General features: G+C 40.3%; 18 protein-coding genes. 14 read left to right on the forward strand and 4 right to left on the reverse strand.

Annotated features, from left to right (window positions below):
- Window positions 1-47: 47 nt before the first annotated feature.
- The 6 genes from ACLD5M_RS04320 (at window position 48) to ACLD5M_RS04345 (ending at window position 6,240) form a co-directional block, all read left to right on the forward strand.
- Window positions 48-692 carry an iron transporter gene (locus ACLD5M_RS04320; RefSeq protein WP_004134094.1) on the forward strand — a complete coding sequence of 215 codons (645 nt, stop codon included), beginning with the start codon at window positions 48-50 and terminating at the stop codon, window positions 690-692.
- An 85-nt stretch (window positions 693-777) separates the two neighbouring features.
- On the forward strand, window positions 778-2,049 hold the full coding sequence (locus ACLD5M_RS04325; protein ID WP_119521409.1) for a DUF2318 domain-containing protein: 1,272 nt from the start codon (window positions 778-780) through the stop codon (window positions 2,047-2,049).
- Between the two features lie 10 nt (window positions 2,050-2,059).
- Window positions 2,060-3,394 carry an ABC transporter permease gene (locus ACLD5M_RS04330; RefSeq protein ID WP_410314674.1) on the forward strand — a complete coding sequence of 445 codons (1,335 nt, stop codon included), beginning with the start codon at window positions 2,060-2,062 and terminating at the stop codon, window positions 3,392-3,394.
- On the forward strand, window positions 3,384-4,679 hold the full coding sequence (locus tag ACLD5M_RS04335; protein WP_004134098.1) for an ABC transporter permease: 1,296 nt from the start codon (window positions 3,384-3,386) through the stop codon (window positions 4,677-4,679). The genes ACLD5M_RS04330 and ACLD5M_RS04335 overlap by 11 nt, the downstream gene beginning before the upstream one ends.
- Window positions 4,680-4,731: 52 nt before the next feature.
- Window positions 4,732-5,577: an ABC transporter ATP-binding protein gene (locus ACLD5M_RS04340; protein ID WP_004134099.1), complete on the forward strand. Its 846-nt coding sequence runs from the start codon at window positions 4,732-4,734 to the stop codon at window positions 5,575-5,577.
- Between the two features lie 45 nt (window positions 5,578-5,622).
- Window positions 5,623-6,240, forward strand: a complete 618-nt coding sequence (locus tag ACLD5M_RS04345) for an FMN-binding protein (protein WP_410314675.1) — start codon at window positions 5,623-5,625, stop codon at window positions 6,238-6,240.
- Between the two features lie 141 nt (window positions 6,241-6,381).
- Here the strand turns inward: ACLD5M_RS04345 and ACLD5M_RS04350 are convergent, their stop codons facing one another.
- A complete protein-coding gene (locus tag ACLD5M_RS04350) occupies window positions 6,382-9,744 on the reverse strand; it encodes an InlB B-repeat-containing protein (protein ID WP_410314676.1) in 3,363 nt (1,120 codons plus the stop codon).
- Between the two features lie 90 nt (window positions 9,745-9,834).
- Here ACLD5M_RS04350 and ACLD5M_RS04355 point away from each other — a divergent pair, with 90 nt between their 5' ends.
- Window positions 9,835-10,212 (forward strand): DUF3800 domain-containing protein, encoded by a 378-nt coding sequence (locus ACLD5M_RS04355; RefSeq protein WP_308583057.1) that lies wholly within the window; start codon window positions 9,835-9,837, stop codon window positions 10,210-10,212.
- A 128-nt stretch (window positions 10,213-10,340) separates the two neighbouring features.
- On the opposite strand, the gene ACLD5M_RS04360 is transcribed toward ACLD5M_RS04355, so the two are convergent.
- A complete protein-coding gene (locus ACLD5M_RS04360; RefSeq protein WP_004135860.1) occupies window positions 10,341-10,577 on the reverse strand; it encodes a hypothetical protein in 237 nt (78 codons plus the stop codon).
- A gap of 262 nt (window positions 10,578-10,839) precedes the next feature.
- Between ACLD5M_RS04360 and ACLD5M_RS04365 the strand changes: the two genes are divergently transcribed.
- Window positions 10,840-11,106, forward strand: a complete 267-nt coding sequence (locus tag ACLD5M_RS04365) for a hypothetical protein (RefSeq protein ID WP_375169579.1) — start codon at window positions 10,840-10,842, stop codon at window positions 11,104-11,106.
- A gap of 4 nt (window positions 11,107-11,110) precedes the next feature.
- Here the strand turns inward: ACLD5M_RS04365 and ACLD5M_RS04370 are convergent, their stop codons facing one another.
- On the reverse strand, window positions 11,111-11,614 hold the full coding sequence (locus tag ACLD5M_RS04370) for a hypothetical protein (protein ID WP_032841559.1): 504 nt from the start codon (window positions 11,612-11,614) through the stop codon (window positions 11,111-11,113).
- 192 nt (window positions 11,615-11,806) lie between these two features.
- Between ACLD5M_RS04370 and ACLD5M_RS04375 the strand changes: the two genes are divergently transcribed.
- From ACLD5M_RS04375 to ACLD5M_RS04400, 6 genes are all read left to right on the forward strand, one after another.
- Complete coding sequence (locus ACLD5M_RS04375; protein ID WP_004135855.1) at window positions 11,807-12,547, forward strand: response regulator transcription factor; 741 nt, start codon at window positions 11,807-11,809, stop codon at window positions 12,545-12,547.
- Entirely contained in the window at window positions 12,541-13,764 is a 1,224-nt protein-coding gene (locus ACLD5M_RS04380; RefSeq protein WP_410314677.1) for a histidine kinase, read from the forward strand. The genes ACLD5M_RS04375 and ACLD5M_RS04380 overlap by 7 nt, the downstream gene beginning before the upstream one ends.
- Window positions 13,765-14,037: 273 nt before the next feature.
- Window positions 14,038-14,331: a DUF2089 family protein gene (locus tag ACLD5M_RS04385; protein ID WP_004134118.1), complete on the forward strand. Its 294-nt coding sequence runs from the start codon at window positions 14,038-14,040 to the stop codon at window positions 14,329-14,331.
- Window positions 14,328-14,501, forward strand: a complete 174-nt coding sequence (locus ACLD5M_RS04390) for a hypothetical protein (protein WP_004129684.1) — start codon at window positions 14,328-14,330, stop codon at window positions 14,499-14,501. Before ACLD5M_RS04385 ends, ACLD5M_RS04390 begins: the two co-directional genes overlap by 4 nt.
- A 118-nt stretch (window positions 14,502-14,619) precedes the next feature.
- The gene (locus tag ACLD5M_RS04395; protein WP_004129677.1) at window positions 14,620-14,931 is read left to right on the forward strand and encodes a type II toxin-antitoxin system RelE/ParE family toxin; all 312 of its coding nucleotides are present in this window, start codon (window positions 14,620-14,622) and stop codon (window positions 14,929-14,931) included.
- Complete coding sequence (locus ACLD5M_RS04400) at window positions 14,925-15,212, forward strand: addiction module antidote protein (protein ID WP_004129679.1); 288 nt, start codon at window positions 14,925-14,927, stop codon at window positions 15,210-15,212. Before ACLD5M_RS04395 ends, ACLD5M_RS04400 begins: the two co-directional genes overlap by 7 nt.
- A gap of 89 nt (window positions 15,213-15,301) precedes the next feature.
- Here the strand turns inward: ACLD5M_RS04400 and ACLD5M_RS04405 are convergent.
- Window positions 15,302-15,801: ABC transporter ATP-binding protein (locus ACLD5M_RS04405; protein ID WP_410314678.1), on the reverse strand; the 500-nt coding region annotated here is incomplete at its 5' end.

Below are 15,801 nucleotides of genomic sequence, written 5' to 3' on the forward strand. Positions count from 1 at the left end.
ACAATAAATAATAAAAATAACTAATCAATCAAAAGAAAAGGTTAGATATGAAGAATAAAAAAATGATGGCAATTGTAGCTTTGGCTCTCGCAGGTGTGCTTGCGCTTGCTGGCTGCGGTTCTAACGGAAATTCCGCAAAGTCTGCTTCTAAGTCACAGTCAACAGAGCAGAAGGCTGACGACAAGGCTGATGACAAAGGCGGCGATAAGGGCTTTGAAGAGGTTCCAGTTGGCCCTCACCAGGATCAAAACATTGGACCTCTTACTATTGGCGCTGTGTACTTCCAGCCAGTGGACATGGTTCCAGCTGGCATGGGTTTGAAGGCTTCAGAGGCTAGCTTCCACCTTGAGGCAGATATTCATGCTAACCAAAAAGGCACTAAGCTCGGCTACGGTAAGGGCGAGTTCATTCCAGATTTGACTGTGAACTATGAGATTGTTGACAAGGCAAGCGGTGAATCTGTTGTCAAGGGTACTTTCATGCAGATGAATGCTTCCGATGGTCCTCACTACGGTGCAAACGTTAAGCTCGACAAGGCTGGAAACTACAAGCTCGTGCTTTCAGTCGAATCCCCAGAAAAGAAGGGTTGGATGCTTCACGTCGATCCTGCTACCGGCGTAACCGGCCGCTTCTGGACTGAGCCAATCAAGGCCACATTCGACGACTGGAAGTACACTCCTCGCCAGTGGTAGTAATAGTTAGTAATAATTAGTAATAGTTAGTAAATATTAGAAACTATTGAATAATAGATTGTAACTAATAGCAAAGGAGGGAGTTATGCTCAGACTGTTCGTGACAGTGCTTCCTGGGCTGCTCCCTCTTATGCTACTTACAATGGGCTTAAGTGCTTCTCTTACAGTGGGTGAGGGGCGAGATAAGCCGCTGAGTGCACGCTGGAGACTGTACGGATTGTCGTTTGGCACAGTTGCTGCACTTATTTTTGCAATTCTTCGCGCAAGCGTAGTAATTAATCAGCGTAACTTTGTGAACATGCCGGCGCTTTGCGTTGCAGTTCCTTTCGATATTGCAGCGATTGCTGTTGTAATTCGCTCTCGCAAAACCGTTGAAAACTGGCGTGAGCATCCACTTGCAATGCACATAAGCAACGCAATCGGCGCGTGCGCACTAGCATTTACAGTATTTTATGCGCTTCCGGATGTTATTTTGCAGCTTACTATTTTTGTAGATTCAAGTACGCCGCCTTTTACATCCGACATGCTTCTTCGCGCGCTCGGATTCGTGCTTGGTGCAGCTGCCGCGATTTGCATAAGTCTTATGGTGCGCTCTTTGCGAGCCACATCTAACGCAATTTCCTTCAAAATTGCAATTGTGCTCAGCATGATTATTCTGCTTGTGCAGCACGTAACTTCACTTTTGCAGATTATGCAAGGAAGTATTCTGCTTTATATTGACGACTTTTCTTTCAGCGTGCTTGTTTGGCTGATTAACAATAATCCGCTTATGATTATGGCGCAAATTAGCGTATTTTTGATTCCTGCAGTTGCGTCTCTCGTAATCGGTTTTAAGACGGCAGTAGTTGGCGAAAATGCTGCAGAAATTCGCACAAAGCGAGCTTTTAAGCGGAAATCTCGAAAGTCTGCGCTCGCAGCACTTTTGGCTGCGCTTACAGTAATACTTACGCTTACTGCAGGCGTATCTATTATGAATATTAAGCCAACTCTTACGCCTCCTGAACCGTACGAATTGCACGATGGCTTGGCAACTATCAACTTTGTGCAAATTTCAGACGGCCACCTTCATCGTTTCCAATACAAAGCAAAAGATGGCACTGTTATGCGCTTTATAATCATTAAAAAGAATGGTGGAGCGTACGGTGTTGGCTTGGACGCGTGTGAAAACTGTGGAGATGCAGGCTACTACGAAAAAGACGGTAAGATTATTTGCCGTAAATGTGACGTAGCAATTAACTTAGCAACTATTGGATTTAAAGGTGGTTGCAATCCGATTCCGTTCCCGTACAAGGCTGGGCATGGCAAAATCACAATTCATACTGCTGATTTAGACGTGCTTAGTTCGCACTTTAAGTAAGGAGCAACTAATGTTTATGATGCGCATGGTTGCTCGATCTCTTGTGAGGCAAATAAAAAAGCGTGTGCTGATTGCGCTTGTAGTGTGCTTAAGTGCGTGCGTTAGCGTGTCAATGCTTAGCGTTGTGTACGACGTTGGAGACAAGATTAACGCCGAGCTTAGCTCGTACGGTTCGAATATTGTTGTTCAGCCAAAATCTAGCGCTGTTGTAAATGATTTGTATGCTTCTCGCGAGCAGGAAGACGCTGCTTCTTTGCATAATTTAGCAGCTGCCGAAAGCCAAGAGTCTACTGCTTTTTTGAAGGAATCAGACGCTGCAAAAATTAAAATGATTTTTTGGGCGTTTAATATTACGAATTTTGCGCCGAAAATAAAAGTTCACGCAAATCTTGAATCGAAGTCTTCTACTAAAACTGTTGTGCCTATTGTTGGAACTTGGTTTAATCGCAAGCTTGCGCTCGCTTCAGGGGAAACAACTGTTGTTGGTGTTCGAGGCTTGCGCTCTTGGTGGAAAATTAATGCAGGCCGTTGGGCAAAAGATAATCAATCCGAAGCAATGGTAGGTTCGCAGTTAGCTGAGCGCTTGCACTTAAAACTTGGCCAGCGTTTGCATTTGCTTCGCGACGGACGTGAGGTTTCGCTGCGCTTAGTTGGCATATACGATTCTGGTGACGACGATAATAACGCAATTTACGCAAGCTCTAGCGATGCTCAAAACCTTGCAAATAAGCCGAATATGGCTGATTTGATTGAGGTAAAAGCGCTTACTACTCCGGAAAATGATTTAGCGCGTAAGGCGGCTAAAAATCCGGCAGCGCTCAGCCAGGAAGAGTGGGAAACTTGGTATTGCACTGCTTACCCGAGTTCGATTACTTACCAAATTGAGGAGGTAATTCCTGGAGCTGTTGCAAAGCAGGTTCGTCAAGTTGCAGCTCTTCAGGGTAACGTGTTAAATAAGACGCGCGCTGTTATGGTTTTGATGACTGCTTTGAGCTTGATTGCTGCGGCTGTTGCTGTGGCGAATCTTATGGCTGCTTCTATTTCTGAGCGTTCGGGCGAGCTTGCCTTACTCAAGGCTTTAGGTGCGCGTGATGGTGCTGTTGCTCGTCTTATGCTTATGGAAACCGCGGTTATTGCGTTTGGTGGAGCGTTACTTGGCATGGCTTTAGGATTTGCGGTTGCGCAGATTATTGGTTTTACAGTGTTTGGCTCTGCGATTTTGTTCCGACCAATGGTATTTGTTCTGGTGTTTGTGCTGCTTGCGTTGACTGTGCTTGCGGCTGCAGGCTCGTCGATTCGTTCGATTCTGAGTGTGCGTCCTGCGGAGGTGCTTCATGGCAGGTAAATCTTATATGACTTCCAACAATTCGATGTTTATAACTATGCTATTTAGCGCGGTATTTCGCCGAAAATCGCGTGCTTTAATGGCTGTTATTGCAACTCTTGTTGGTGCTGCTACGCTGTTTTGTTTGGCTGCAATCTGCTTGGTTGTGCCTCAGCAGATGAGCGACGAAATGCGCGCGTACGGAGCGAATATTATCGTAACTCCTTTAGAGGGTGAGTGGAAAAACGGTATTGATCGCGCAATGGTTTTGCACACAAACGATATGGTTCTTGCAAAAGGTGCTATGCGTTCTGCTACATATCGTTACGAAAATGTGCGTATTAACGCAGCTCCGTATGTTTTAGCAGGCATTGATGTGCGTTCGGTAAAGTCGCTTAATAAGCATTGGAATGTGGATGGCTCTTGGCCGAGCAGCGGAAATGTGATGGTTGGGCGAGATGTTGCTTCGGCGATGGGCTTAAAAATAGGTTCTCGTATTGCGATTGCGTATAGGTCTTCGGATAATACTGACGGTTCGCATAAGCCGGCAGAAAAGTCCGCAAGTAAGTCCGCAAGTAAGTCTGCAAGTAAGTCTTCATATCAGTCTGCGCAAAAATCTTCTCAACAAAAGCTTGTTGAAGGCCGCGTTTCAACGGATATTATGGATACTCACGGCACAACTTTCCGCGTTTGTGGCATTTTAGACACTGGCGGCGCGGAAGATTCTATGCTTTATGCTCTTAATGCGGATGTGAATACTCTTACTAGAGTTAAGCGCGGAGCAGACGTGATTGCTTACTCGTCTTCTGCGCCTAGTGTTGATGCTGTTGTGAGAAGTATTAACGACATGACTTCTATGCGTGTGCGCGCTCAGCAGGTTACTAAAGTTACTGCTGCTGACACTGGTATTATTACAATGCTTCGCAGCCTGTTCTGCATTGTGTCGCTAGTTGTTCTAGTGTTGATGATGGTTGGTGTGAGTACCACTATTTCTTCGATTGTGCAGCAGCGTCGAAACGAAATTGGCTTGCGTAAAGCTTTGGGTGCAAGTGCCAAGAGTATTGGCGTGGAATTTACTGCCGAAGCTGGATTATACGGCTTGATTGGCGGCATTGCTGGTACTGCAGTAGGGTATGTGTTTGCTCGTTTGCTTGCAGCAATGGTGTTTGCTAGAGATTTGGGCGTGAATTGGTGGCTTGTTGCATTTTCTGTTGCATTTAGCCTGATTGCTTCTTGCGTTGCTGCGTTGCCGCCTGTTTTGCGCGCTTCAAAAATTGACCCTGCGATTGTGCTTCGAGAAGAATAGCTTTTAGAGTGATTTTAGAGTGATTACTAAGGATTTGAGTTAAGGATTTAATATGACAGAGAATAAAGAAACTAAGCCGGAGAACACAAAAGCTACGCCAAAAATGCTTTTGACTTTGGACCATATTTCCAAGATTTATGGATCTCTTCGCGCGGTTGACGATTTGTCGCTTACTGTGCCAGAAGGCGAGTGGCTTTCAATTGTTGGCTCGAGTGGTTCTGGTAAAACCACGCTTATGAACATTATTGGCTGCATGGATTCGCCATCTAAAGGCTCTGTGTCTTTGCAAGGTCGCAAACTTGAGGATTTGAATGCAGGTCAACTTGCAGACGTTCGTAAAAACGTAATTGGCTTAGTTTTTCAAAAGTTTTATCTCGTGCCGCATTTAACGGCAGTTGAAAACGTGATGGTTGCGCAATACTATCATTCTGTTGTTGACGAAGCTCAGGCAATGGATGCTTTGGATCGAGTTGGTTTGAAGGACCGCGCTCACCATTTGCCAAGCCAGCTTTCGGGAGGTGAGCAACAGCGTGTTTGCGTTGCGCGTGCGCTTATAAACTGCCCGAAGTTGCTGCTTGCGGATGAGCCGACTGGTAATTTGGATGAAAAAAATGAGCAGATTGTGCTCGACTTGTTTAAGCAGCTTCATTCCCAGGGCACTACGATTATTGTTGTAACGCACGATTCTTTGGTTGCTCAGTGTGCGGATCGCGAAATTATGCTTAATCACGGTGTGCTTGTTGGTGAGCGCTGGAATAATGAGGATGCTCGCAAAGCGTACGAGGCGATTGGTGGAAAGCCTGCGTTTACGAGTGCGCATATTGATGAAAGCGTTGCGGAAGCTTTGCAAGACCATGAGCCTACTAAATCGCCTAAGTTGGCGAATTTAGATGATTAGTTGCGCAAGGTTTTAAAATATACAAGATTTGAAGGCGATGATTTTATGGTTTCAGATAATATGTTTCACGATGTTTCACGCGATGATTTGAAATCCAAAAAAGTTACAAAAACCGTTGCTACGCTTGTGATTGTAGCCGCGTCGTCCGCTATGTTTTCTGCTTGCGGTGAGCCGAGTGCTGTGCCGATGAACGATGAGTTTGCTGGTAATTCCGGTCAGAGCGCTGATGATGGCGGTAATCCTTCTGGAAAGTACGATGCTGGCGCTCAGCAATCTAAATCTTCTGCGCAAATTGAGGATTCTGGAGATTCGCAAGATTCTAAAAACCAACAGAATCAGCCTAAAACAGACACCGGCAATTACAAAGATGGCGACTACAAAATCAAAGCTACGTATGGCCCGGTTGCAGAAGATAATATTGAAGTAAATTTAAGCGTTGCAAATGGAAATGTTAGCGATGTGCAAATAACGTCTCATCCGTTTACACCGATTTCCAAGGGACATATGGATGCATTCTCAAAGGCTATCCCTGGAAAAATTATTGGAAAGCCGCTAAAAGATTTGCATATTTCCGTTGTTGCTGGAGCAAGTTGGACTAGCGATGCCTTCAACAAAGCGCTTGACGTTGCTCGCCAAGAGGCTTCAATTCAATCCGCAAAATAATTTACAGCAACCTTAATTTTTAATATAATCGTGATTAATATAACCGTGATTATATTGTTGAATATTTGTGTGTATTAATAGGGGTTAGTACTGCAGTTGTTTTTACAATACTAACCCCTATTTTGTTTGTTTTTTATGAAATTATTGCTTATTTATTTTTATGCGCTTTAATTTTGCTATTACTACAGCAAGTCCGAATATTGCAATCGCAGAAAAGGCAGTCAGTAATATTTCGCTTCCTGTTTTTGGAAGTTGGTTATTTTCGTTTTTGCGCTTTTCTATGATTTTATTATTTGGATTTTCTTTTGGAAGTGGTGTAGTGTTTTGTGTTTTTTCTGGAGTCGGCTTATATTTTGGCCATGGTGTTTGTTCTGGGTTTGGTTCTGGAATAGGTGTTGGTTCAGGAACTGGTGTTGGTTCAGGAACTGGTGTTGGTGGTGTTGGCGGTGTCGGAGGAGTTGGAGGCGTTTGTGGATCATATTCTACGGTGAGAGAAATACCATTAGCACCTGCTGCTGCGTCAGAGTTTTTCCCTTCGCTTGTTTGTGAGCCGTTCCAAGTAAAGTCAAATAATTTCGTTGTTCCATTAAATGTTGCAGCTGCGTGGAATGAGCCCGATACGGTTCCAACAATTGTAGCTTTTCCGGAGAAATCTTGGTTTATCTTTATTCCCGGAATAGTGATTTTCATTGCGTCGCCAAGATTTGTTTGTACTGCTGTCTGCAATTCCGCATACGTTTTAATACCAGATTTCAAATTAATAGTAACTGTTACAGTCTTGTCTTTAACTTGCACATTCTGGATAGCAAAAGTATCTGAGAATCCATCGAGCTTAAGCGTATTTTTTGTGATATTTTCAGGCAGCGTTAAACCGTCTGGGATAGTAAATGTAGCCATGAAAGAAGATGTCATATCGCTGAGAGCAATATTGCTATAATTTTCCTTTTTCACTGTTTTAAAAGTATTTTCTATCGCTTTCATTTGGTCTTTTACTACTGAAGCTGCGATTGTTCCAGTGAAATCAATAGTTTGTCCTGGTGTAACTTTGTATGCTGTAGTTGCTGTGTTATCGCCAGTTAATAAATCTGCAGGAAGATCAATATTCTCCTGCTGTATGTGTTCAATGCTTGGATCAATCTTCCACTTAAGGTAGAAGGTAAGATCATCGTTCACTTTTGGATCATTGTCAATAGTAGCTTTTTCTGTTCCATCCTTGTCTTTGAACCAGTAGTAGTAATCTGTGCTATACACATAGCCAAAGAGTGAGTTTTCTTTTTTCTCATTTATTAAATGATAATATTTGCGCGTGGCAAGATTCGTATAATTTGCATCTGAATCGGAACTTGCTTTGCCACTAATGCCAGGTGTGTCTATATTGACATTATCATCCAAACTTTTAATAAGATTGATTAGCGTCTTGTTTTCGCTAAATTTTGCTGTTTTCTTCACAACAGCAACTTCTCCGCCGCGCTTATCTTTTTTAATCTCAAATACTTTTGTATTTTTCTTAAAGATGCTGCTATCGGAGAAAGTTCCGCCATTCGCAGAGAATTTTACTGTAAATTCTTTTTCTTCCCAATTCGCATATAAGTCAATTAAGTTTTTATTCTTCGCTATAGCAATATTGCTACCTGCTTTTACAGTCTCACCTTTGCCGTTTTTCTCTGTGGTCCAACCTTTGAAGACCATTCCTTCGCGGGCAAATTTTGCATTATTCTTAATAACTTCATCGAATGAAAGAACTTTGCTAGTGCGTTTTGGATTAGTTTCACTAACAAGGTATGTTGCATCATCTTGAGCGCAATTATGGTAGCGAACAGCATAAGATGAGGAATCTTTTTCCCATTTTGCGTACACTGTTGTGTCGCTTTTAATTATCATTTTTTCAGTAAATTTTTGCTCGCTATTCTGAGCGTTCTTGCAGAACCACCCGAGGAACTTATATCCAGGAGCAATTGGATTTGCTGGTATTTCAGTACTTCCTCCTGCCACTGTTTTTGCAAAGTTTAATGCGTAACCTCGTATGGCAAGGGATTCTTTTGCTTTAGTTGAAGAGTCAGAGAATATAGCTCCTTTAGCTTTTTTAGCTTCCGCAGCTTTTGCATCGTTGAGCTCAAATATCACTTTTGCTGCTGGTACCCATACGTGTTTTTCGTTATCTTTAGAAACTTTTTTAACTGAGTATATGTAGGCATTTCCATTTTTGTTAATTGGTTTTATCTCATTCACAGAACTATCAGCAAGAGTAAAAAGGCTTAGCTTTTCATTACCGTTTTCTTTACCGTTTACAGGAACAGTGCTTCCCTTGTTGCTGTGATAATCAGGAGCATATGTAACCATGTGTGAGCCTCCAGTAACAACATAGCTATTTCCTGTTCCAGCTCCACCGTCTGCATTTTTACTTGCTGGGCTATCTATTAAGCAGTCTCCTCTAAGTTCAATAGAGCCGTTTTCTTGAGCTCCAAAAAGCGCTCCACTATTTTTTCCATTACCTTTGATTGTAGAATCTGTGAGAATTACTTTTCCGGTATTTACATTTAAGCCGCCAGTGCCACCATTATTAAATTCAAGAGTAGAGTTGGTAACAGTTAATTTTCCGTTTTCTATTCCAACGGAAATGCCTGCTGTAGATCCTGCATTCGCAACAATCCGTGAATTATTGGTAACAGTTGAGTTGCCTTGAATTGTTAAACCAGTTGAGTTCCTCCAGCCAATTTTATTAATAACAAACTCCGAATTATCCATGTTTAATTTGTTTACGTAGTATGTCATTCCAAAGCCTGCTACAGTAAGTGAAGAATTCTTCAAAGTTAAATCTCTTGCATCAAACCATGTGCGAATTTGTGATTTAACGTTAATAGTAGCGTTTTCGAAAGTAATACCATCAGCATAAAAATCTGTATTACATTTGTCGTCGGCAGTAATTTTTAATTTATCTTTACTTGTACCTTTTACTGTTCCCGCAAGGTAGATTCCGTGACTTTCTTCTTCTGCGTTATCTTTGAAAGTGTATGTGCCGTCCGTAATAAGAGAGCCTTGTTCTGCTGTAAGAGCTACCCTAAATGCAGTCATTTTCAATTCGCCGTCACCGCGAAGTGTGGAACCAGATTTCAGCGTGATGCCATCGTTGGTATTATTCGAGCCTGCTATTGTGGCGCCGGATTTATCGATAGAAAGTGTAATGCCTTGTGGAATTTCTATAGGTGCATTAAGTGAAAAATTGCCTTTAATGTTGATATTTGCAGGTTTTTGTGTGGCTTTTTCAAGAGCTTTTTGAATAGTTTTTAATGGCTTACTTTCAGATCCATCGTTGGAATCTAATCCGTTTGTGCCATCTACAACAAGTTGTGTTTTTGGAGCTGGGTTAGTTACGGTTACTTCTGCTGATGGGGGGGGGGTAATAGCTAATGCACTTATTGGACATGCAGAAAGTAGTGACATTGCTGCAATGATAGTTGAAGTAGTAAGTATGCGCATGCCGTTATATTTATTATTTCTTCTCATTGTTAGCTCCATATTGTCTGCGGAAGTTTGACATTAGTTAATGCATCGTATCAATACAATTTCTACACTATACCAGTAGAAGACGAAAGTATACTCGTATTTATATTAAATGCAATAGCTCATAAATATTTACATAATCTAATTTACGGAATGATAGTTATTGATGCTCGTAATAGTAAGCAAAATAAGCAACTTGATGATTTCCATTTTGATCTGCTTAATAATCATGACTCACATCGAGCTGATTATAACAATTTAATTGAAGGATTATTTATAGCAGCTTCGCATCACAGCGTAGGTGTACAGTTTGCAGATTTAGTTGCAGGAGCAGTTTATAGAAAATGCTCTAAAAGAGATTCAACTTTTTATAATATGATAAGAAATAACGTTCGTAGAAATAGTCAAGGTAAGGCGGAAGGATTCGGAGTAGTCGCCGTGCCTAATGGTAGCCGCATTATTGAAAATTGAAATAATAAAAATAGACGCCGTGTTGAAGATTAACCTCAAACCTGCAATATGGCGCAGTCACGGAGTAACAAAATTATATCATAAATTGCTTATTGTTTGCAATATTGCGTTTTAGTACCATAGCTATCTTACTCCTTGACTTCAAAAATAGTGCCTTCGTTTCGAGTCATCGTTGCTGTGCTTGCTCCGGTAGTTGCTATAAATGGAATAATAGCATTACTGTATTCGTGCATGAACTGTACAAAATCATGATTCCAAGAAATAATCGCAACGTACAAAATAAAGAATTCGAATGCTGTAAATATTGCCCACTTAAGAATCCAAATAAGCGTTTCTTTAATAAGTTTTATATAGTACTTGCTCATGAGTTGTTTCCCTTCCAATTTGCTGTTTTGTTTGTGAGCATTGTAGCTAATTCGCGTACATTGCTTCTCGTTCATACGTATTTTGTATTTCTAGTATAAATATTGCAATTTTTTGCAGCAATATGATGTACTCAAAACTCAGTACTCAAGATTGCGCGGAAAATGTTTGTAATTAGACTTAAAGCAACGCACAAATAAGTTGCGAATATAAGTTGCGAATATATTACAAATATAAGGAGATACAAACATGAATAGCACAAATATGGATAGTGAAAATACTGTCAATCAAACTAAAGAGCAGGAAGATAAACTTGCGGAAAATAGTAGCGAAGAGCTTTCGCAAGATGAAATTGATGAATTAGCTAAGCAATTAGAAGAATTCTTTACAAAATATATTGTGCTAGAAAATGGCTCTTTTGTTGTAAAAGATGATGCTATTATTGCAGACGGTTATGGAGATCGCATGGAAGATTTTCACAAAGCTGCAAAAGGATTTAACGTTGCAATAGAAAAGCAACATAAGCATTAATTCCTTAGAAATCGCTTTCATCAATAGGGTGACCTTGTGGGCGCTTTATTACTCGCCACAAAATCACCAATGTTAAAACGCCATTTGCAATTCCGTAGTAATAAATCCAAGGAACGTGAATAAGCCCACAAATAAAGCATGAAATAATATTTATTAAATTATTTGAGTAATTGTTGAGTATTTGCTTATTTTGTGATTCGACTTTTTTGCGTTCTTGCTCAAGAGTAATTATGTAATCTTTGTTGTTCTCTGTATTCTCAACGTCACTACTTATGCTGTTAGCGCCCGCGCCGCTAAGCTTAGATATATTATTTTCTATATACGCATTTTTTGCTTTAATAACGCTGTTGAGCAAGAAAAAATATGCACAAGAATACATTGCAACAGAAAGAAGTCCTAGAACAAGCCACAAAGCGAAAAGGTCAAAGCTACGCATAAAAGCAGCTGCTGAGGCAAACGCCATCGCAGCTACTTCTGCGGAGTGCAATACTACTAGTCGTTTTGTCATATAATCCTGCTGCAATCATTATTAAAAATGAATTTTCAACGCAACCAAAAGTCACATATTGTTACTTATTATAATCACATTTGATTTACATGCATTACTTGTAATCATTTATTACTACACGATTTGCTCTACTTTGCGCATGCTTATAAAGTAGAATATAAGAAAAGTAGCATAAGATGCAAGAAAGCCATTATGCAAAAAACGTATGCAATAGTAGATAACGACCCATTAGTTTTAGCGGTTATGCGAAACGTGCTCAGCAAGCTTTTGCCAAATGAGTACGCTTGCAAATGGTGCGTAAAATCAGGCGTGCAAGCTTTGGAATACTGCCAAGTAACAAAAACTACTCCAGATTATATTTTGATTGATATGTCAATGAAAGACATGTCTGGAGTAGAAGTAATACGCGCAATTCGCGAAAAAAACAACAGCATTATTTTAATTGGTATGACTTCTTACGATTGTAGATCCTACGCTTCGATGGTTTCGCAAGTTGGCGGGCAAGCGATGGTTGCTAAAGACAATTTCAAAGGGCTAGCAGAAGCTTTGCAATATTGCGATAAGCAGAATGTGTATGGCTGCCGTTGCGTTAAAGACGTTGCTTACGATTTTGCTACACCGCAAGAATCTTTTATTAGGCTTTCTAAATCAAGGTCGCGCAGCGTTTTGCCGCCTCAAGAACTGAAAATCATGGATCTGCTTGCTAAAGGTTACACAACGAATCAGATTGCGGCTCAACTTGGCCTTATGCCAAACACTATTAACACGCATATTCATAGAATTTACAAAAAATTGCATGTTTCTAACCGAGTGCAAGCAATATCCGCGTTTGCTGCAATGCAAAATCGTGAGCAAGATAGTAATCTGCAATATTTGAATGATTCGCCGCAGAATCATCCAAATTTTTTGCAAGAAACGGATAACGCATGTTAATGAACACATTTTCGCGCGTTATCGAGTTGGTTAAAAGCTGGAAAATTCAGCGAACTTTATTCATAATATTGGCGATTCTTGTAGTATCAATGGACGTGCAATCTTGCAATACAGCTGGTTTGTGGCATAACCCGCAGCAATCTGTGTGCCAATACGTTTGGATGTTTGCAACTTTTCTTATGATTGCTTTTCCGCGTCAAATATCACTCGTAACTCCGATTTTGTATTGTTTAACGCTAGCAATGCCAGGAGTAAATGCAACTTGCTTTCTTTTTTCATTGATTGCTAGCATGTTTGTTGCAGGCTTTTACGATTCGTGGAAGTATTTGCTTTGTGCATACATAGTTTCGTTGAATATTATGTACTTTGCAAAAATGGCGTACATTCCGCTTACTTTCCCTTGTTTTATTCTTATTTCCATGATTTGCGGTTACGCTTTGCGCAAGTATTTGACCATGTTGGAGGAAAACAGTCGCGCAAAAATGGATATTGTGCGCAGCGAATTCCAGTCTTATATTGCGTCTGTTGCATTGCAATTGCACGACGATGTGAACAATGAGATTACTGATATTACGTTGCTTGCAACGGATGCTTTATATGCTGAGAAAAGTGATCATACAAAAGAATCGTTAGAGCAGATTATTGAACATTCGCGTAATGCACTTTCCAAAGCGAGACTTGTTATCAGCCTGCTTGAGCAAGCTGAACAAAAGTATGATGATTCTTTAGATTCAAATATTGCTAGCACGCAGTTTGCTTATGGTTCTAATGGCAATAATTGCATGACTTTGGCTGATTTTCTATGCAATATTCGCGCGCGATTGCAATCTGAGCGTAAAATTTGCGAGCAGCTTGGGTATTATGGCTCTATAACAGTAAATGATGAAAGTTCGGGAAGTAACGATTTTGCTGTATCTGCAATCGTTAATGGCGAAAAAGCTCAATGTGCTATTCGCATGTGCAGCGAGCTGCTTACTAATATTCGTAAGCATTGCAGTACTAGCGTTGATTTTTCTATGAATGTTACGGTTGATGAGCGTGAATGCAAAATAATGTGTATGAATTCGATTTCGACGTTGAACAAGTTTGGCGAAAAGCTTGTTTTTGGCAAAGGACTACTGTTCCACAAAAAATCTGTGGAACGCTTAGGCGGATCTTTAAAGGCGCAAAAAGATGATGACACTTGGTTGGTCAATGTTGTTATTCCGCTAAACTAACATCACTCAAATCATGAGTTATCGTGGCAAAAATTGCAAATTAGCAAAAATCACAAATCTAGCAAAAACTGCCACGATAACTACATGTTCTCATATGTTACGTAAATATATATCTTTATTATTTTGGCGACAAGACGGCAATTTTGGCGACATAAAAATGTCGCTTTGCGTCATATCTCTCATGCTCATGCTTGACAAACTCATACAGCGACTTTAATATTTTTAATAAAAGTTTAATTTAATTAAAGTTTATAGGCTGAAGAAAGGGGTGATATGGATCACATTCCAAGATGGATGGCTAATCTCACAGATGAAGATATGTCGTTTATAAAGAACTTTGTATTATCGTCTGGATCGTTAAAAGAAATGTCGCAAATGTATCAAGTCTCTTACCCAACGATGAGAATCAGGCTTAACAGGCTCATTGAAAAAATTCGAATAAGCGACAATGAACCAGAAGACCCGTTCGTTCTTTTAGTAAAGAGTCTTGCTATTGACGATAAATACGATGTTGACACAGCTCGAACACTCATAAACGAATATAGAAAAAGAAAGGATGAATCATGAGCTATGCATTATTTGGTCCGATAATTGACATTCTTATCGCACTTGTTATATGTGCTTTAGTGTTCTTTATTGCAAGAAGTCTTATTCGCTATGCGCATTCTCTTAAGAAGGACGATAAGTCGTCTAAGCAGTCTGCAGAAGATAAAAGAATTGCGTTACAGGACTTATAAAACACAAAAACCGAGTTATCGTGGCAGTTTTTGCTAATTTTGCAATTTTTGCCACGATAACTGATATGACTGTTTACTTATTATTGCAAAACTGTATCCTACAGGATAAAATATTTTTATGGAGATACTTAAAACAGATGAGTATCGCAATTGGATGAAAAAACTTCGCGATACGCAATCTAAAGCTCGAATTAACGCGAGGCTGAGATTATGTGAAATTGCAGGCAAGCCAGTAGGTGATTTGCATCCAGTTTGCAATGGTATTAGCGAGCTGCGTTTTACTTTTGGGCCAGGATATCGTGTGTATTTTGCGCAAAAAGGCTCAAAACTAATGCTGTTACTCGCTGGTGGAGATAAAAGTAGTCAAAGTAAAGATATTAAACAAGCAAAGATACTCCTTGCACAGTTAATTGAGGAGAAGAAATGGTAAATATAAGTAAATGGGATGCGAGTGAGTATCTTGAGAACGATGATGATGTTATTGCGTATCTCAATGCAGCAGCAGAACTAAATGATCCTTGTTTACTGCAAGCCGCTATAGGCGATATTGCAAAAGCTAGAGGAATGAAAGAAATTGCTCAAAAAGCCGAGGTTGGAAGGGAAAGCCTTTACAAAAGCTTAAGACGAGACGGCAATCCCAGCTTCCAAACTATTGCGAAGGTTGTTCAAGCATTAGGTGGACGTATTGCAATAGAACCAGCAAATGCGTGACGCACACAGTTATCGTGGCAGATTTTGTTAATTTTGCAATTTTTGCCACGATAACGCGAAATTTAACAAGGGGAAGAGAAGCAATGCAACTACCGAGCTAGCGCCTCAATATGTAACACACGATCACATCGCTGAGCAATCAAAGGATCATGTGTCACTACAAGCAATGTCTTGTTATATTCTTTATTCATCGATTGCAATTGCGCAAACACTTTATCAGCAAGATCTCTATCAAGTGAACCCGTCGGCTCATCTGCCAAAATCAACGAGCCAGGTTTCAGCATTGCACGAGCAATCGCAACTCGCTGCTGTTCACCACCAGAAAGCACAGCAATACGGTCATTTTTAGCATACTCAATATTGAGTTCAGCAAGAACTGCATCAATCATTTGGTGTTTAACAGACTTTGACTCTTTATTATATGCCATCGCAATCCACAAATTATCAAATACAGTTCGATTATTGAGCAATGCAAACGATTGAAATAAATAGCTAATATGATAACGACGTAACTTAGTAGCAGCAACAGAATTAATAGCTGGAAGTTTTTTGCCAGCAATCTTTATTTCACCTTTATCATAGGTTTCAA

Source organism: Gardnerella sp. Marseille-Q9185, from assembly GCF_046508745.1.
Classification (GTDB): Bacteria; Actinomycetota; Actinomycetes; order Actinomycetales; family Bifidobacteriaceae; genus Bifidobacterium; species Bifidobacterium greenwoodii.